At 51.0% G+C, this 15,929-nt stretch carries 10 protein-coding genes; 5 read left to right on the top strand and 5 right to left on the bottom strand.

Features of this window, described 5'->3' with window-relative positions:
* Nucleotides 1-31: 31 nt before the first annotated feature.
* Genes NST99_RS08020 through NST99_RS08010 form a run of 3 tightly spaced genes read left to right on the top strand, consistent with a single transcriptional unit; the run spans nucleotide 32 to nucleotide 3,057 of the window.
* Nucleotides 32-913: a carbohydrate ABC transporter permease gene (locus NST99_RS08020; RefSeq protein ID WP_341090929.1), complete on the top strand. Its 882-nt coding sequence runs from the start codon at nucleotides 32-34 to the stop codon at nucleotides 911-913.
* Nucleotides 913-1,752 (top strand): carbohydrate ABC transporter permease, encoded by an 840-nt coding sequence (locus NST99_RS08015; protein WP_341090928.1) that lies wholly within the window; start codon nucleotides 913-915, stop codon nucleotides 1,750-1,752. Before NST99_RS08020 ends, NST99_RS08015 begins: the two co-directional genes overlap by 1 nt.
* 39 nt (nucleotides 1,753-1,791) lie before the next feature.
* Complete coding sequence (locus NST99_RS08010) at nucleotides 1,792-3,057, top strand: ABC transporter substrate-binding protein (RefSeq protein WP_341090927.1); 1,266 nt, start codon at nucleotides 1,792-1,794, stop codon at nucleotides 3,055-3,057.
* 118 nt (nucleotides 3,058-3,175) lie between these two features.
* Here the strand turns inward: NST99_RS08010 and NST99_RS08005 are convergent, their stop codons facing one another.
* Nucleotides 3,176-4,009 carry a metallophosphoesterase gene (locus NST99_RS08005; RefSeq protein ID WP_341090926.1) on the bottom strand — a complete coding sequence of 278 codons (834 nt, stop codon included), beginning with the start codon at nucleotides 4,007-4,009 and terminating at the stop codon, nucleotides 3,176-3,178.
* Nucleotides 4,010-4,213: 204 nt separating this feature from the next.
* Here NST99_RS08005 and NST99_RS08000 point away from each other — a divergent pair, with 204 nt between their 5' ends.
* A complete protein-coding gene (locus NST99_RS08000) occupies nucleotides 4,214-5,038 on the top strand; it encodes a carbonic anhydrase (RefSeq protein WP_341090924.1) in 825 nt (274 codons plus the stop codon).
* Nucleotides 5,039-5,130: 92 nt separating this feature from the next.
* On the opposite strand, the gene NST99_RS07995 is transcribed toward NST99_RS08000, so the two are convergent.
* The 4 genes from NST99_RS07995 to NST99_RS07980 form a co-directional block, all read right to left on the bottom strand.
* Nucleotides 5,131-9,693, bottom strand: coding sequence for an OmpL47-type beta-barrel domain-containing protein (locus NST99_RS07995; RefSeq protein WP_341090922.1), 4,563 nt, complete (start codon nucleotides 9,691-9,693; stop codon nucleotides 5,131-5,133).
* A gap of 63 nt (nucleotides 9,694-9,756) precedes the next feature.
* Complete coding sequence (locus tag NST99_RS07990) at nucleotides 9,757-10,626, bottom strand: carbohydrate ABC transporter permease (RefSeq protein ID WP_341090921.1); 870 nt, start codon at nucleotides 10,624-10,626, stop codon at nucleotides 9,757-9,759.
* A 19-nt stretch (nucleotides 10,627-10,645) separates the two neighbouring features.
* The gene (locus NST99_RS07985) at nucleotides 10,646-11,545 is read right to left on the bottom strand and encodes an ABC transporter permease (protein ID WP_341090920.1); all 900 of its coding nucleotides are present in this window, start codon (nucleotides 11,543-11,545) and stop codon (nucleotides 10,646-10,648) included.
* Nucleotides 11,546-11,626: 81 nt separating this feature from the next.
* Nucleotides 11,627-13,231 carry an extracellular solute-binding protein gene (locus tag NST99_RS07980; protein ID WP_341090919.1) on the bottom strand — a complete coding sequence of 535 codons (1,605 nt, stop codon included), beginning with the start codon at nucleotides 13,229-13,231 and terminating at the stop codon, nucleotides 11,627-11,629.
* A gap of 307 nt (nucleotides 13,232-13,538) precedes the next feature.
* On the opposite strand from NST99_RS07980, the gene NST99_RS07975 reads away from it, so the two are divergent.
* Nucleotides 13,539-15,860, top strand: a complete 2,322-nt coding sequence (locus NST99_RS07975) for a helix-turn-helix domain-containing protein (RefSeq protein WP_341090917.1) — start codon at nucleotides 13,539-13,541, stop codon at nucleotides 15,858-15,860.
* Nucleotides 15,861-15,929 lie beyond the last annotated feature (69 nt).

The following is a 15,929-nucleotide window of genomic DNA, read 5'->3' as shown; positions in this document are numbered from 1 at the left end:
ATATTTACTTTATACAGAGGGGTGAGGAACGATGGACCATAAAAAAAGATCACGCCTGATGCAGCAGTTTATTTTTGTCGGGCCAACTTCCCTGTTTTTCTTTGTTATTGTCCTGATTCCATTCTTTTTGGGCCTTTATTATTCGTTTACCAGTTGGAACGGAATCTCACGGCATGTCGAGTGGACCGGGCTGCGGAACTATTTACATATTTTCACCAAAGACCCTTCATTTCTGCATTCGTTCTGGTTCACCGCGAAGTTTACTTTGTTTGGACTGGTGCTGACGAATCTGCTCGGATTCACACTCGCTTATGTGCTGACCCGCAAGCTATTTACGCGCAATGTGCTGAGAACGGTATTTTTTGTCCCCCATGTCATTGGCGGTTTGCTGCTCGGATTCATCTGGCAGTTTATTTTTGTTAGGGGGTTTGCCTCCATGGGACAGGCCACCGGCTGGTCCTTCTTTAATCTGCCTTGGCTCGGCACGGAAGCCACTGCATTCTGGGCTATTGTAATCGTCTTCGTGTGGCAAAATGCAGGTTATCTGATGGTGATCTACATCTCGGCCATCAACAACGTGCCGCAGAGCCTGATCGAAGCGTCCAAAGTGGACGGGGCCGGACGTATGCAAGCCTTGCGCCATGTCACCATTCCGCTGGTGATGCCGGCTGTAACCGTTTGCTTATTCTTGTCCATCTCCTGGTCCTTCAAGCTATTCGACCTGAACCTGTCGCTGACCAAAGGCGGCCCTTTCAAGGCTACCGAATCGGTCGCGCTTAATATTTACAATGAGGCCTACACGATCAGCCGGTTCGGCATGGGGTCGGCCAAAGCAATGGTCTTCTTCGTCATTGTGGCCGTCATCTCCCTGCTGCAGGTTAGTGCAACCAAGAAAAGAGAGGTGGAGCTGTAATGGAGACTACCGCCAAAAAATCCAGTGTCCCCCTGCTGTTTGCCGAGTTACTGATGATTGTGCTGGCGCTTGTTTTTCTGGTTCCGTTTTACTTCCTGCTAGCCAATTCGGTCAAAAGCTACAGCGAGATTCTTTCGGATTCCGCTGCGCTGCCCTCCGTGTTCCAGTGGAGCAACTATGCCGAAGCGTGGAAAGCTACCAATTTCCCGCGTGCTTTCCTGAACTCTTTTGTCGTCACGGTAATCAGCAATATCCTGCTGGCTTTCCTCTGCTCCATGTGTGCCTATAAAATGGTCCGCAACAACAGCAGATACAACCGCTTCCTCTATATCGCGCTCGTAGCGGCCATGGTTATTCCTTTCCAGGCGATCATGATTCCGCTGGTGCAGATCGTCAGCAGCCTGGGCGTAATGGATTCGACGGCCGGTCTGATTTTGGCGTATTTGGGGTTTGGTGCGCCAATGACCGTTTTTCTTTTCCACGGCTTCGTCAAATCGGTACCCATCGACATTGAAGAGGCTTCGCGGGTGGATGGCAGCAGCCCCTTCGGTACTTTTTTCCGGATCGTATTGCCGCTGATGCAGCCGATCATCGTCACCGTCATTATTCTGAACACCCTGTGGATCTGGAACGATTACCTGATGCCTTCTCTCATTCTGCAGGCCCCATCCCTCCGCACCATTCCCATCGCCACTTACAGCTTCTTCGGGCAATATACGAAGCAGTGGGATTTGGCGCTTCCGGGTCTCGTGCTCGGGATTACACCTGTAGTCATCTTTTTCCTGCTGATGCAGAAGTATATTATTGAAGGGATCGCCCAAGGCTCCGTCAAGGGCTGACGATACATGTGACTTTTCAGGCAGAGAGGATGAATCAATATGAATAAAAAACGTGGAATTCTCCTCGCAGGCTCCCTGCTGCTGGCCCTGCTAACGGCCGGTTGTGGACGCGGCAGCGACAATGCGGGTGGAATCAAAACGGTGCATATCTACCAGTTCAAGGTCGAGATCTCCGAAGCACTGGCTTCGCTCAAGACTGAATTCGAGAAGGAACACCCGGACATCCGGCTGGAGATTCAGAGCGTCGGCGGCGGCAGCGACTATGGCGCTTCCCTAAGGGCGAAGTTCTCGTCCGGGGATGAGCCGGACATCTTCACTATCGGCGGCAACAATGAGCGCAACATGTGGCTGGAATATCTGGAGGATCTGAGCGGAGAAGCCTGGGCTAAGGATGTGAAGCCGCTGGCTGCCCAACAAATGACTGTAGATGGCAAGCTCTACGGCATGCCCATGAATCTGGAAGGATACGGCTTCATTTATAATAAGGATTTGTTCAAGCAAGCCGGAATTACCGGGAAGCCGCTGACTCTGGCCGCTCTGCGCGAGGCTGCCGAAAAGCTGAAGGCTGCAGGGATCACACCTTTTGCCAACGGCTATCAGGAATGGTTCGTGCTCGGTAACCACAATGTGAACGTAGCCTTCGCCCAGCAGCCCGATCCCGAAGCATTCATCACCGGTCTGACGGACGGCTCCAAGTCCTTCGCCGGAGACCCGGTTTTCTCCAAGTGGATCGACCTGCTTGACCTGACGGTGGAATACGGGAACAAGAATCCACTCTCGACCGACTATAATACCCAGGTCACCATGGTGGCCAGCGGGGAAGCCGCGATGATGCAGCAGGGCAACTGGACCCAAGGCCAGATTGACGGGATTGACCCGGATCTGAACCTGGGCATCCTGCCGATGCCGATTGACGATACCCCGGAAGATAACGATAAGCTCTATGTAGGGGTGCCAAGCAACTGGGTAGTCAACAAGTTCTCCCCGGTTAAAGAGGAAGCTAAGGTCTTCCTGGATTGGCTCGTTACCTCGGAGACCGGCAAGCAATATATCACCAAGGAATTCCAGTTCATCCCTGCGCTCGACAGCATTAAGGGAACCGAAGAGGAACTCGGTGCACTTGGCGCTGAGGTGCTGGACTATACAGACAAGGATCAGGCGCTGACTTGGAACTGGTCGCGTCTGCCGAACGGAATGCCGCAGGAGTTATCCAGCAGCATTCAAGGTTATCTCGGCGGCAAGCTGACTAAAGAAGGCATGCTGAAGGAGTTCCAGATCAATTGGGATAATCTGAGTGTGCAGTAATTGCATGAGGACTTTTATTCATATAATTGCACTCGATACAGTAGAATGCTCATTATTCTCCGGTAAATCGCATTCTGCTGTATTTCGTGCAATAGATTTATTGGTTTTTAGTCTCGAGCTACATAACCGGCACCTTATAAGCATTCACAGAAACAGCAGACCCATTAATGGTCAATGTGGCGTTGTAATACCCCCGATCACCGTTTGGCTTGCATTTATAATCCCCTGAACATCCGCACACGAAGAATTTAGTTGTAGGGAACCCCGGATAAATATTGGCCAGCTTCCGATAAAACAAATGCCCGTGGTGTGTAAATATGGCCAGCACTTTATCTCTCACTTTTGCTGGAATCGCCGTAAAAAACTTGTTCGTCTCCGCCCCGCTTAACACATGACTGGGAGCAACCGTAATCCCGCTCACTTTCAATGGCCAATGAAAATCAATAATATAATAATGGCGGTCGTCTAGATTTTTAAGAATATTTAGGCTTTCCGGTGTGAATGCCCCTAGCGCACAATCCAGCCATACATACTTCACCTTTGCCTGCGTCCCGGGGAAATTCATTTGCCCGGCAACCGCACCTAAATATTGTTTGAACAAGGACTGAGTGCTTGCCTCCCAATTTCCTATTGATGCTTTATAAGGAATGCTCCCGAGCGTGCTGGTAACCGCATCCTTGAAGTCCTTGTAGAAGGCATCGGCATTATTTCCATGATTGGCTCCGGCCTGGGCATTATCCCCGCCAAAAATCACAAACTTCTTGTTCCCGCTGCCCACAGCTTTTGGTAAAAGCTTTCTAAAAATAGCCGAGCTGTTCCCATAGCCCACATGACTATCGCCGATCACGGCAAAGTTAATAATCTGCGGCTTCACCTTAAGCTTCAAGCTGTTTTGGGGCCGGGGTCTGGGTGAAAGCTTCCGTTTCTTAACTGGCCCTGCCTGCCTTTTCATTTGGAAACCACCTCTTCGAACTGGATTAGAATTTCTGGTTATATGTATATTCGATTCGGATAGCAAGTTCTTGGATTCGCTGGCGGCCTGGATAGTTAGAACCATTTTGAGAACTTTGAGCCTTTTTTCACTTGATGCTGAGCATGCCAATATTTACAATATAAATTAAAATGTACCACTACTCAAAAGGAAGAAGGATGACGTATGCGTATCAACAAAAAGATGTCCCGAATGCTGCTTCCCATCATGGTCATGTCTGTGATGGCGGGATGCGGGAGCAACGATCAGAAAGACGAGGCAGAAGCGAATAAGGAACCTGCTACCACAGTAAGCGCCCACCCTGCGCATTGGTCCTATGAAGGTGAAACGTCCCCGGAACACTGGGCTGAACTGGATAAACTGTTCACAACCTGCAGTACAGGGAAGGCACAGTCACCGATTAACATTCTTCCTGAGAAAGTGCAGGATGATGAGAGCCTGTCCCCGATCAAGGTTGAGTATGCGCCATCCCCGGTGTCTATCATTAATAACGGCCATACGATCCAGGTTAACCTTAAGAACCAGGACAACCGTATCACCCTTGAAGGAAAGACTTATATCTTGCAGCAGTTTCATTTCCACCTGCCCAGCGAGCATGAGGTAGATGGCAAACATGCCGATATGGAGCTTCATTTTGTCCATAAAAGTGAAGACGAGACGCTTGCTGTGCTGAGTGTCCTAATCACTAAAGGCTCCGAAAATGTTGAGCTGAAAAAGCTTTGGTCCGTGCTCCCCTCCGAGGAGAGCGAACAGGAAGTCCAAGTTGAGGGTGTCTTCGATATGAACCAGCTGCTTCCAAAAGACCTTCACTCGTTCCGCTACCAAGGATCACTCACCACACCTCCATGTACCGAAGGGGTGCAGTGGATCGTCCTGGAAAATCCGGTTCAATGGTCTGATGAGCAAATCGGCAAATTCGAAGGCATTTTCCCGCATGATAATCGCCCCGTACAAGCGCTCGGCTCCCGGGAAATAGATAGCGAGAAATAAAAGGATAATTTATAGCGTGAAGCATATAAACTCTATATTCGAACAAAAGCCTTGGACAACTTCGTCCAAGGCTTTGTTTTGTTTAATTCTTTTTACCCGGGGATCCCATCCTGTAGTTTATCTTGCTCTCCCATCCCTTGCAGGATATGGTTGGCATCCCGCAGCAGATAGGAAGCCGCTTCAGCCCCGATATGCTTGCCGCTTTGGGCTTGAACCTGATGAACGAAGGCTTCCACTTTACCATGCTCCAGCTTCACCAGCAGACTGTTAGCAATCCCGTGATTGTCTATCCAAGACTTCTCTTTGAACAGGCCAACGAGTGCTTTCAGCGAGCTTACGTCGGCATACGTTGAGAAAGTCACTGTGCTTTCCTGCCTGTTCCCCGCGCTGTCGCTGACGGATACCGCGAACGTATGAGAGCCGATATCCAGCGTGTACAGTGGAACCTGCGTTCCCGGCTCTACGGCTTGCTCATCCAGCCGTGCAACGGTCTTGGCGGAATCCACCCCGGACATCCCATCGGTGGCCGCCCAAGACAAGGTCAGCGATTCTGTCCCCGCATAGGCTTTCGGGGCCGGCTCTGCCACAGTTAACTCAGGGGCACTACTATCCAGCTTAAAGCTCAAGGTTTTCGATTCCCCGCTGTTTCCGGCGTAGTCAACCGAGCGGTAAAGCAGCGAATACTGGCCGTCTTGGCTAAAGGTCAGCGGTCCCTGGTAAGGCAGCCATGTGTCTCCGCCATTTATGCTGTATACGGTGTCGGTTACACTAGTACCCGTATCTGCAGTATTCAATTGGACCGTAACGGGCTGAGTATACCAGCCGTCCGCACCATCAGGCAGCGCCGGAGTCAAGACAGCTGTGCTAACAGGTGCGGTCTTGTCAATCCTCATAAATTTCACGTCGTCGAACCACATTTCACTGAAACCGCCCACATAGAAACCTACCGTTCCCGAAGCATTATGTTTGGGATCGGAACCATCCAGTCTCAGCTCTCCATTCACATAGACGCGGATGCTGGCGCCATCCACCAGAATACGAAGAGTATAGTCGGTATCCGGCTGCAAGTCTTGGGTTGGAAGATTCTTCGTCTGAAGCACCGTCCAGGTTGGACCGTAGAGAATCCACTGTGAAGTGCCGTCTGCCAATTTCTTGTATGCGATCTTGCCTGAATTGCTGGCGACAGAACGGTCGTACACATAGAGGGTCCCAAGATCCGGCATCACAGCAGGCGTTCTCAGCTTGAAGGTCAGATCATAGTCGGTGAACAGCTTCGGATGAAGCGCAGAGGCGCCCTTCAGAATTTTGTACATCTTGTTTCCGTTCACCGTCACAAGGCTGCGGTTCGGATCCACCGGCCACCCGTTGGCTCCCGAATCGTAATCTGTGTAATGAAGAATATCCGACACGATGATCCGAGCAGAAGCGGTGGCCTCCGGGTTGGCAACGGAGGCTACCTTGACAACAGTCTCCCCTTTGGCGTGTGTGGTGACTGTTCCGTTCTCATCGACAGAGGCAATTTCCGGGTTAAGAGACTGCCAGACGACGGAACGATTCTCGGCATCCGACGGATCGAACCGGACCTGTAGTAGCGTCTGTTCATCCATTACCATATTGACGCTGCTCTTGTCGAGCATAAGCCCGGCTACATTTTTTGTAGGGACCATAAATTTGATGTCATCGAACAAGAGATAGTCAAAGCCGCCGGCGTAGAACCCGACTTTTCCGGAAGGATTAAAGGTCGGATCAGTGGCCTTCAGCTTAAGCTTGCCGTCAGCATAGACGCTAATTTCTGAACCCTTGACGATGATCTTCATGTTGTAGACGGTATCGGGCAGCAGGTCCGGGGCAGACAGTGCGTTCTGCTTAACGGTTCCCCAGGCTGCATTGTAGAGAATCCAGGTAGAAGTTCCGTCAGCATATTTCCGGTATCCGATTCTTCCTCCGTTGCCGCCCGGATTCAGCCGGTCGAATATATAGAATGTGGCCGATTCCGGGATCACTGGAGGTGTCTTCAGCTTGAAGCTCAGCTCGTAATTATTGAAGTCGTTCTCATTCAGCGTCGTAGCGCCTTTGAGCAGCTTATACATGTGATTGCCGCCGTCGGCCTCCACGATACTCCGGTTGGCATCGGCCGGCCAGCCATTCCGGCCGTTCTCGAAATTCGTTTCATCTATAATCCCGTCACCGACTTCGACCGTCACCTGAACCTCATCCTTTAAGAGCGGGTTGTCGGCGGATACTGCTGTAACTACTGCGGTCCCCAGGTTAACCCCTCTCAGCTTGCCGGTTGCATCTACGGTCACCACGGAAGGATCACTGGAGGTATACTGCAGTTTATTGTTGGTGGCGTTCCAGGGAAGAACCGCCGAGTACAGGGTAGATGTTTTCCCGATGCCGAGGGTAAGGCTATCGTCATACAGCACGACACCTTGGACGGGAATATTATCCGGTGCGAGATAAGGGCCTGCCTTACCTGAGATTCCCATCTCGCTGAAGGGGATCGCCTGGAAGCCCGGTATCTGCTCAAACACCGCTGCATCCGCCTTCAGATTCAGATCGCCGCCCGCCAGATTCACGAAGCCGGGATCCTGTTTCGTTACCCAGTTGTTGGCGTATTGGACCAGATTGAACTTATCATAAGCACCATTTGCATTCGTCGTGCTGCTTATCGTTCTAGTCGGATTGTAGATCACATTGTTCTGGAACGTGTTCGTGTCCGGATAATACCGGTTCTCTGTGAAGAAGTCCGCCAGCTCCGGGTATTTGACCAGATGCGGCATACCGGCGAAGTTATTGTATTTCTCGAACAAAGCATGCCATGGCTGCATATAGTTTTTGGAGATTTGCTGCTCCGGTCCATCGCCCAGGTACAGATCCGCATAATCATACGGAACCTTGGCGTCGACAAAGATGTTGTTCTTGGTGCGGACATGAGCGCCCCCGTTGTTCAGAATGGCTGAATTGCCCATCTTGTAGAAGAGATTTTCTTCAATTGTGATTCCCATGGTGAAGTTATCCGGATAGATCCCCTGAACCCCGGCTTTGCCTTCTCCAATGTTATGGAAGTAATTCCTCCGGATGACCGTGCCCCGCTCCTGCGGTGCAGCCCCCAGGTTCATGTAGATAGCTCCGAGATCGGAGAACGTCTTGCACACATCATAGATGTTGTTGTATTCCACGGCATGGTCGTTGCCAAAGATCAGAATCCCCGGATGCGGGGCATCATGAATTTCACTGTGTGATATGCGGTTCCCTGCTCCTGTCAGAATTACGGCAGGGTTATACGCTTTATGATAATAAGCAAAGTCATGGATGTGGCTGTTCTCCACCACATTGTTGCCCGGCTCAAGCGTCAGCCTGTCGCCGCCGTTCAGTATGACTCCCGTCCCCCCCACATGATGGATATGCGTATTCACGATGGCATGGTTTACCCCTGTGCCCTTGACGAAGTCATTGTACAACCAGCGGCTCTGGGTATTGACCCGTACGCCCCCTTCAGTGAAATTGCGGATCTCACAGTGCACCAGCCGGACATGACTGCCGCCCATGATGACCGCCCCGGAATCCCTGCCGTTCTCCAGAATCAGGTCCTCGAAGGTCACATACGACGTATTGGCCGTATTGATCATGGGTGTCTTCAGCATGGATACAGTGATCTCCGGATTGTCCGCCTGGAAGGCGGCTGTCGGCATGAAATACAGGATGCCTTGGCTCCGGTCAATGTAGTACTCCCCTGGCATGTCGATTTCCTCCAGCAGGTTCTGGGCGAAATGGAAGTCCGGATACCAGTTTTTGAAGAGACCGCTCATTTCCCCGTAAGCTAATGTGATCGACTTGTTCCCGGTATCAATAGAAGCAATTTTATTGTACGACCATTCCCAGCTGTAGCCAAAAATCCCGTCAAGCCATATATCGTCCGCCTGAGTCCAGAGCTCAGGCCGATCATAAGTATAGGTGAAAGTGCCTCCCCGGGTCTGCAGATCGGCATCCTTGCGGGTGGGTCCCGGATCAAGAATATTGCCCATTTGGACCGTGCTCTTATTGGGCCATCTCGCCAGAGTCATCCCTTCGCCTTCAATGTACAGCTCCATGGGGGGAGTCTGGCTTACGTCATTGGCTTTGTAGTAGCCATGACGGCTCATGACTCCGTAATCGGTAATGCCATGCCCCGGCAGCTCGACCTGCAGAACCTTGGATCTTGCATCGGGACTGATGATCCGGTTCAGAACCGCCGGATCTGTTACCGGGGTGAACCATGACTTCTCCAATTGCCGGCCGCCGCTCAGCCGCACGGATTCACCCGGATATGCCTTGTAGGTGACCGGTTTGTCTGCCGTCCCCGAATCCTGCTCCTCCAGCAGGAAGCTTGCGGTACGGCTGTATGTGCCGCCTCTCAAATAAACCGTAACGCCGCCGTCAGGCAGACCCGTGCCCTGCTTCAGCTGGCGGATGGTATCCCTGGCCTTCTCCAGGGTACGGAATGGGGCCGCCTCCACGCCAGAGTTGGAATCGCTTCCATTTCCCGCTACGAAATAGACTGCTCCGGGACTTGGGGCTTCCTCCGCTTGAATCTCCGTACCCGGGACAACCCCCGGGGTTAAACCTACTATCAAGGCAATAATCCAGAAGACAATGACCGCTTTTCTCTTCATGTCAATACAGGCCTCCTTGTTATCGGTTTTAATTCGAAAGGGAACCGTGAGGTTCCCCGGAGCTTACCCTTTCACCGACCCGATCATTGTTCCTTTCTCAAAGTACTTAAGCAAGAAAGGATAAATGATGAGCACAGGCAAAGAACATACGATTACTGACGCCATCTTCAGGCTCTCTGGCGCAGGAGGCATCAGATTGGTTGCTGTAGTGAACGGATCGAGCTTGTTCTCAATGAGAATTTGCCTTATGACTTGCTGCAGGACAAATTTCGATTGGTCGGTAACATACAGCAGATTGTCCATGAATGCGTTGATATGATGAACCAGCGACCACAGCCCGATCGTCACGAGGGACGGAATAGAGAGTGGCAGCACAATACGGAACAAGATCCTAATGTCTCTGGCTCCGTCGATACGGGCTGCTTCAATCAGCGCATCCGGAATGGAGCGGAAGAATGAGAGCATGACCAGAACCTGGAAGGCATTAGCTGCCGAAGGCAGCACATACACCCAGCGTGAGTTCAGCAGATGCAGCTCTTTAATGAGCAGATAATTCGGCACAATGCCCCCGTCGAAGATCATGGTGAACAGCAGGAGCATGACCAGAACACGCTTCATCGGAAAATCCGGTCGCGACAGCGGATAAGCAGCGCAGACGGTGACGAGCAGCGTCAAGAGGGTGCCTACGATCATGCGGAATATAGTATTCGCATAGCCCGACCAGATGAATGGATACTCCAGCAATTCCTTGTAAGCTCTCCATTCGAAGTCCCTTGGGATGAAATGGAAACCGCTGCGGAGTGCCTCACCGCGGCCGCTGAAGGATACTGCGATAACATGGATGAACGGGTAAACGACGATAAGCGCAAGTAGTGATAATACAAAATAGATAATTGCCGGGGCAATAAGATCCTGCCATTTTTTCACCTTCATGACTGACTTCCTCCTGCTTCTACCATAATCCGTTCTCCCCTTGGCTCATTTTCCTCACGGTCAGATTGGCGCCCAGAATGAGCAGCAGCCCCACAAATGATTTGAACAGACCGATAGCCGCCGTGTAGCTGTATTGGAACTGCTGCAGCCCCACCCGATAGACATAAGTGTCAATGACATCGCCGGTTTCGAAAGTGACCGGATTCAGCAGGTTAATGATTTGTTCGAAATTTGCACTTAAGAACCCGCCGAGACTCAAGATGAACATGATCGAAATGGTAGGCATGATCGAAGGAATATTGATCCGGATGATCCGCTGCCAGCGGTTCGCTCCGTCAATAATGGCTGATTCCTGAATTTCGGGGTTGATTCCCGACAAAGCTGCAAAATAAATGATTGAACCCCAGCCCAGATCCTTCAGGATGGAGGAACCTACGATGATGCTCCGGAAATATTCTTTCTTGCCCATGAAGAAAACGGGTTCCATTCCGAACCAGCCTACGATTTGAGCTACAACTCCGGTAGTTGGCGATAGAAAATAGATAAGAAGCCCAGACATGATTACCCAAGATACGAAATGGGGCAAATACATAGTTGTCTGAATAAATCTCTGGAAGCCGCGGGAGCGGACTTCGTTCAGGAGTATTGCCAGAATGATCGGTGCAGGAAAAGCAAAGATCAGCTGGTACATGTTCAGAAGGAGCGTATTTTTAAGGAGACGGTAAAAGTCGCTGCTATGAAACAATTCCTGAAAGTGTTGGAAGCCCACCCAGGGACTTCCCCATATTCCATCCACAACCCGGAAATCCTTGAAGGCAATGATCACGCCGTAGAGCGGACCATATTTAAAGATGACGAAGAAGATAAAGGCAAACAGAAACAAAGCCATTAGTTCTCCATGCTTTCTTATGGTTTTCATACTGCACTCCCCTGAAACCCCGACCGGCCATTCCGCAAGAACCTTTTTTTGCACTTGCGGAATCACCGTAACCGGATTTATTTATTTTTTAAATTGAGCCTGGTACATCGCATTAGCTTCTTTAGTCAACTCATCGCCGCCTCTGGATTTCCACTCTGTAACGAACTTATCGAAGTCATCGAGTGGAATTTCACCGCTGATGATTTGGGCGAAATATTTTTGCATCAGCGAAGTCAGGTCGTTCTTGTATTTGCCATCGGAAGGCAGCGCCGAGAAGAGCAGCGCATCCGTCATATTTGGAGCGGAGGAGTAGGTTTTGATAGCTTCATTCAAATCCGGATTAGAGTATTTCTCACGGTAAGCCTGCGTCGTGATGTTACCGAAAGAGAAGAGCCTAACGCCGATCTGATCGCGTGCTTCCTGCTTCTCGAAGCCAGTCAGGAACGTAGTGGCTCCAGAGGTGGCTCCGCTCTCAACGAAGTCCCAATGAGTACCCTTCACCCCGAGGCTGGTCATGTTGATGGTTTCTTCGTCACTGCTTTCTGCTCTCAGTATTTCGAACAGCTTCTCAAGCTTTTCCGGTTGATCCTTCACTTTGTTGCTGATGACGACAAAGTTGCTCTTCACTCCCCAGTCCCAAGAACCGTCACCGCCGGGTCCCTTAGGATTCTTAGCGAAGACCAGCTCCGAATTAGGATTCAAAGACTTCATTTCCGTCACAGTTCCCGAAGTCGGGAGCGCACCTTTGGCAATCTGCTCCTCAATGACACCAATCCGGTTATTGTAAAGCTTCTTGCGGTAGGAATCCTGTGTATCCGTGATAAACTCAGGGTCAATGACCCCGTCGGCATACCACTGCCGAAGTTTGGCCAGCGCTTCCTTCGTTTCCGGCATCACGGAGCCGTTCATCAGTTCTCCGTTCTTCTCGTGCCACATGGTCGGTTCCACGCCGAACGCACCGAAGATAGAATAGAAGCCGGATGACCAGGTGGAAGTCGCCGTACCCGTCAAGCCGTAGGTATCTTTTTTGCCATTTCCGTCCGGATCCTTCTCAGCAAATGCATAGACTGCCTTCTCGAACTCCTCCAGTGTCTCCGGAGCCTTTGTGATGCCTACCTTATCCAGCCAATCCTTGCGCCAAAGCATCGCCAGATCATATGGCTTCAGATCAATAAACATTGGGATGGCCCATAACTTGTCGTCTACAGTAACGGTTTGAAACAGCGCGTTATTTTTTTCAATATCTTTGGAATACTCCGGCATTTTTTCCTTCAGCATGTTCGGATCAATGTCCATTAGAACACCCTGATTCATATACGCCGTCACGTTGGAGGGATCGCCAAGCATGAAGATGTCAGGAATCTCTCCGGATGCGATGCTGGCATCGGTCACTTTCACCGGTTTGATCTTTACATTAAATTTCTCTTCAAGCCACTTCTGAACAGCGGAGTCCTCTACAACTCCCTGAGCCTGGAAGTGGATACCCCATGTAATCTCCACCGGCTTTGCCGCCGCTTTTTCGGTATTTGCGGTGTTTGTGCTCTTGCTTGCTTCTGGCGAAGCCGCGTTCTTTCCGTTGTTTGCGCTGTTCCCGTTATCTCCGCCATTGCCGCACCCGGCAAGCAAGCCTGCCACAACGATCACCGGCATCATGACATTGCCTAGTTTCTTAAGTTTTGTCTGCACATGAATGTCCCCCTAATCGAAACTGTATTGGACCGCATCCTGACGATAGCTCCCGGCCGGGGTTATGGTAGCGGTTACAACATTTACGATAGCCTGCTCTGACCAAGTACACAATCCTCTCTTTCGCTTCTTTTTATGTTTTTGGCCATTTCTGTCCCAGAAAGCGGATTATGTTTTTCTTTTTTTTATATGTTTTTCGGTCTTCCCCTTGCCGGAAAACCCATCTGTGATATAATCCCCCTGTACCTCGCTGAGTTGCTGGTTAAATATGTAAGCGTAATCATCTTAGAGAAGTGGAGTGAGTGCCTTGCTGAGAAACCGCTCGATCAAACATAATACGATGTTCGTCAAGCTGCTTCTATCCTTCACTGCTATTGCCGTGATCACCGTCATTCTCATTTCCACCATTACTTACTCCATTTCAGCGGACAATAACATTCAGAACGCCATTGCGTACAACGAATCCATATTGACACAGCAGCAGGAGCTCATCCACAAGGAACTGACCGCCATCAAATATGCCGCCACCGGCATGATTACGACCCAATCCTACCTGTATCATACGAACGGCAGCAAGTTAAGCGTCAGCTCCCTCATTGATCTCACCGGCTTCGTGGAAGAACAGAAGAAGGTCAGCCCCTACATCGATTCCATCTATTTATATTACGCCCCCTTGGAGCTTATCCTGACCTCGCGTCCCGAGATCAAGGCATCACCCATCTCCACCTTCGTGGACACCTCTTGGATTGAGGTCTGGAATAAGCCTTCTGACAGCCGCACAATCTGGGTTACCGGCCGGCAAGACGGCTTCTCCCCGGATCACCCTGCCGCCAGCCTGCTTCAAAAAATGCCTTTAATCGGTCAAGTGAACGGTGCCATCGTCATGAATTTGAAGCTTCAACTGCTATTCGACGATTATTTAAGCCATTATCATAATAAAAAAGGCAACACCCTTGTCTTAGGGCCGGATTCCGAGCTGCTCTATTCCGATGCTGCTGCCGGGGAATCCCTGCTTCAACAGCTGGACCCCGACAGGCTGACCGGGGCAAGCGGCTTCTACATTGATGATTCCGACCGGATCGTCTCCTACACAACCTCGGAGCTGACCGGCTGGAGATTCGTGGACATTACCAAACGTTCCGCTCTTCTGCAGGGGATGGACCGGATCAAGGTCATTGTCATCACGGTTGCAGCGGCATACCTTATAGCCGCGTTCACCTTATCCTTTTTCCTGTCCAGAAGATTGTATCGGCCGCTCCAAAGTGTAATTTCCTATATCGGCGGCTCCCAAGCCAGTCAGAAGGACGGAGAATCCCCCCAACTGCCTGCCGGTGACGAAGCCGGCTTCATCCGTCATATCTTTGATCAGCTGGCCCGCAACTGGGAGACGCTGATGACGGAGAAGGGGAAGGTCGATTCCCTTCTTACCGATAACCGGACAGCGATCAAGGAGAAGTATTTGAACGACCTCATCCAGGGAGGCAGTACAGATCAGGCGGCAGAGCTGCTGGGGCTCCGGCTGGACTTCACCCGGTTTGCCGTGCTGACCCTTGAGCTGGAGGAGCCTTATCCGTTGAACGGACCGGATGGTAACCTCCAATTCCACCTGTTCCGCTACGGGCTGATGGAAGAGCTGGGAGGCGATATCAATGGTGAAATCTTCGCCAAGGATGAGAAGCGGACGGTGATTCTCCTGACTGTTCCTCCGGGCGACGACGAATTCCCGCTGGAGCAAGCCAAGAAGCTGAAGCAGCTTCTGCTGAGCCGGTACAGCATGAACGCGACCTTCGCCGTCAGTCCAATTTACAAGGGAGAAGAAAAGGTCCGTTTGGCATACGAGAATACTTTGGAAGCTCTGAATCTGAAAATGTACATCGGCAAAGGCGAAATACTGTCCTATGACATTCTCGCCGACTGGAAATCAGAAGAAGAGGCTTATTATTATCCCTACGAGCTGGAAACAAAACTGCTGCAGGCGCTGCTGCAGACGGATAAAGAGGAATGCTTCAATGCCGTTCGGCAGATCACCCGGACCGTGATTGACAAGAAGCTGGGGAAGGCCAATATCCAGCAGCTGTTCTTCCAGCTGAGCGGGGAAATTATGAAGACACTTGTCCAGACCCGGGGCGATATGTCCGCAGTGTTCGGGGACAGACCGGCTTACGCAGATGTACTGGCGCGTGCCGAGACCCTGTCCGATATGGAAGAGTGCCTGCTGGACATGTGCGGCAGGATCATCACCTACCACAAGGAGAAACGTTCCAAGATGACGGATGTGACCCTGCAGCTGGCAACAGACTATATGGATGCGAACTTCAATAATAATATTTCTGTGGACACGGTAGCCGAATATGTTCAGCGCAGCTCATCCTACTTAAGCCGTATCTTCAAGGAGTCCACAGGGATGACCGTCAACGATTATTTGATCCAGCTTCGCATGAAGCGGGCTATGGAGCTATTGAAGCAGCTCGACCTTTCTATTGAGGAGATCTGCCGGGAAATCGGATATGCGAACGTAAGCTATTTCAATAAGATGTTTAAGAGCCGGACGGGGCTGACTCCCGGACAATACCGGCAGCAGCAGGCGGCCGATAAGCTTCTCGCTCAAGGGAAGGAAAAGGCGGAATAATCCGGCAAAAAGCCGCCGGGAAAATTCCCAGCGGCTTTATTTGCAGATCAGGCTATTTATGCATTGTGT

This window comes from Paenibacillus sp. FSL L8-0470 (assembly GCF_038008625.1).
Taxonomy (GTDB): domain Bacteria; phylum Bacillota; class Bacilli; order Paenibacillales; family Paenibacillaceae; genus Paenibacillus_AQ.
Note: the sequence above shows the minus strand (reverse complement) of the source record. Positions and strands in the feature narration are given on the sequence as shown.

Bases quoted from the DNA above. Each gene is read 5' to 3' on its own strand.
- NST99_RS08020 (WP_341090929.1), top strand. From the start codon at position 32: ATGGACCATAAAAAAAGATCACGCCTGATGCAGCAGTTTATTTTTGTC.
- NST99_RS08015 (WP_341090928.1), top strand. From the start codon at position 913: ATGGAGACTACCGCCAAAAAATCCAGTGTCCCCCTGCTGTTTGCCGAG.
- NST99_RS08010 (WP_341090927.1), top strand. From the start codon at position 1,792: ATGAATAAAAAACGTGGAATTCTCCTCGCAGGCTCCCTGCTGCTGGCC.
- NST99_RS08005 (WP_341090926.1), bottom strand. From the start codon at position 4,009: ATGAAAAGGCAGGCAGGGCCAGTTAAGAAACGGAAGCTTTCACCCAGA.
- NST99_RS08000 (WP_341090924.1), top strand. From the start codon at position 4,214: ATGCGTATCAACAAAAAGATGTCCCGAATGCTGCTTCCCATCATGGTC.
- NST99_RS07995 (WP_341090922.1), bottom strand. From the start codon at position 9,693: ATGAAGAGAAAAGCGGTCATTGTCTTCTGGATTATTGCCTTGATAGTA.
- NST99_RS07990 (WP_341090921.1), bottom strand. From the start codon at position 10,626: ATGAAGGTGAAAAAATGGCAGGATCTTATTGCCCCGGCAATTATCTAT.
- NST99_RS07985 (WP_341090920.1), bottom strand. From the start codon at position 11,545: ATGAAAACCATAAGAAAGCATGGAGAACTAATGGCTTTGTTTCTGTTT.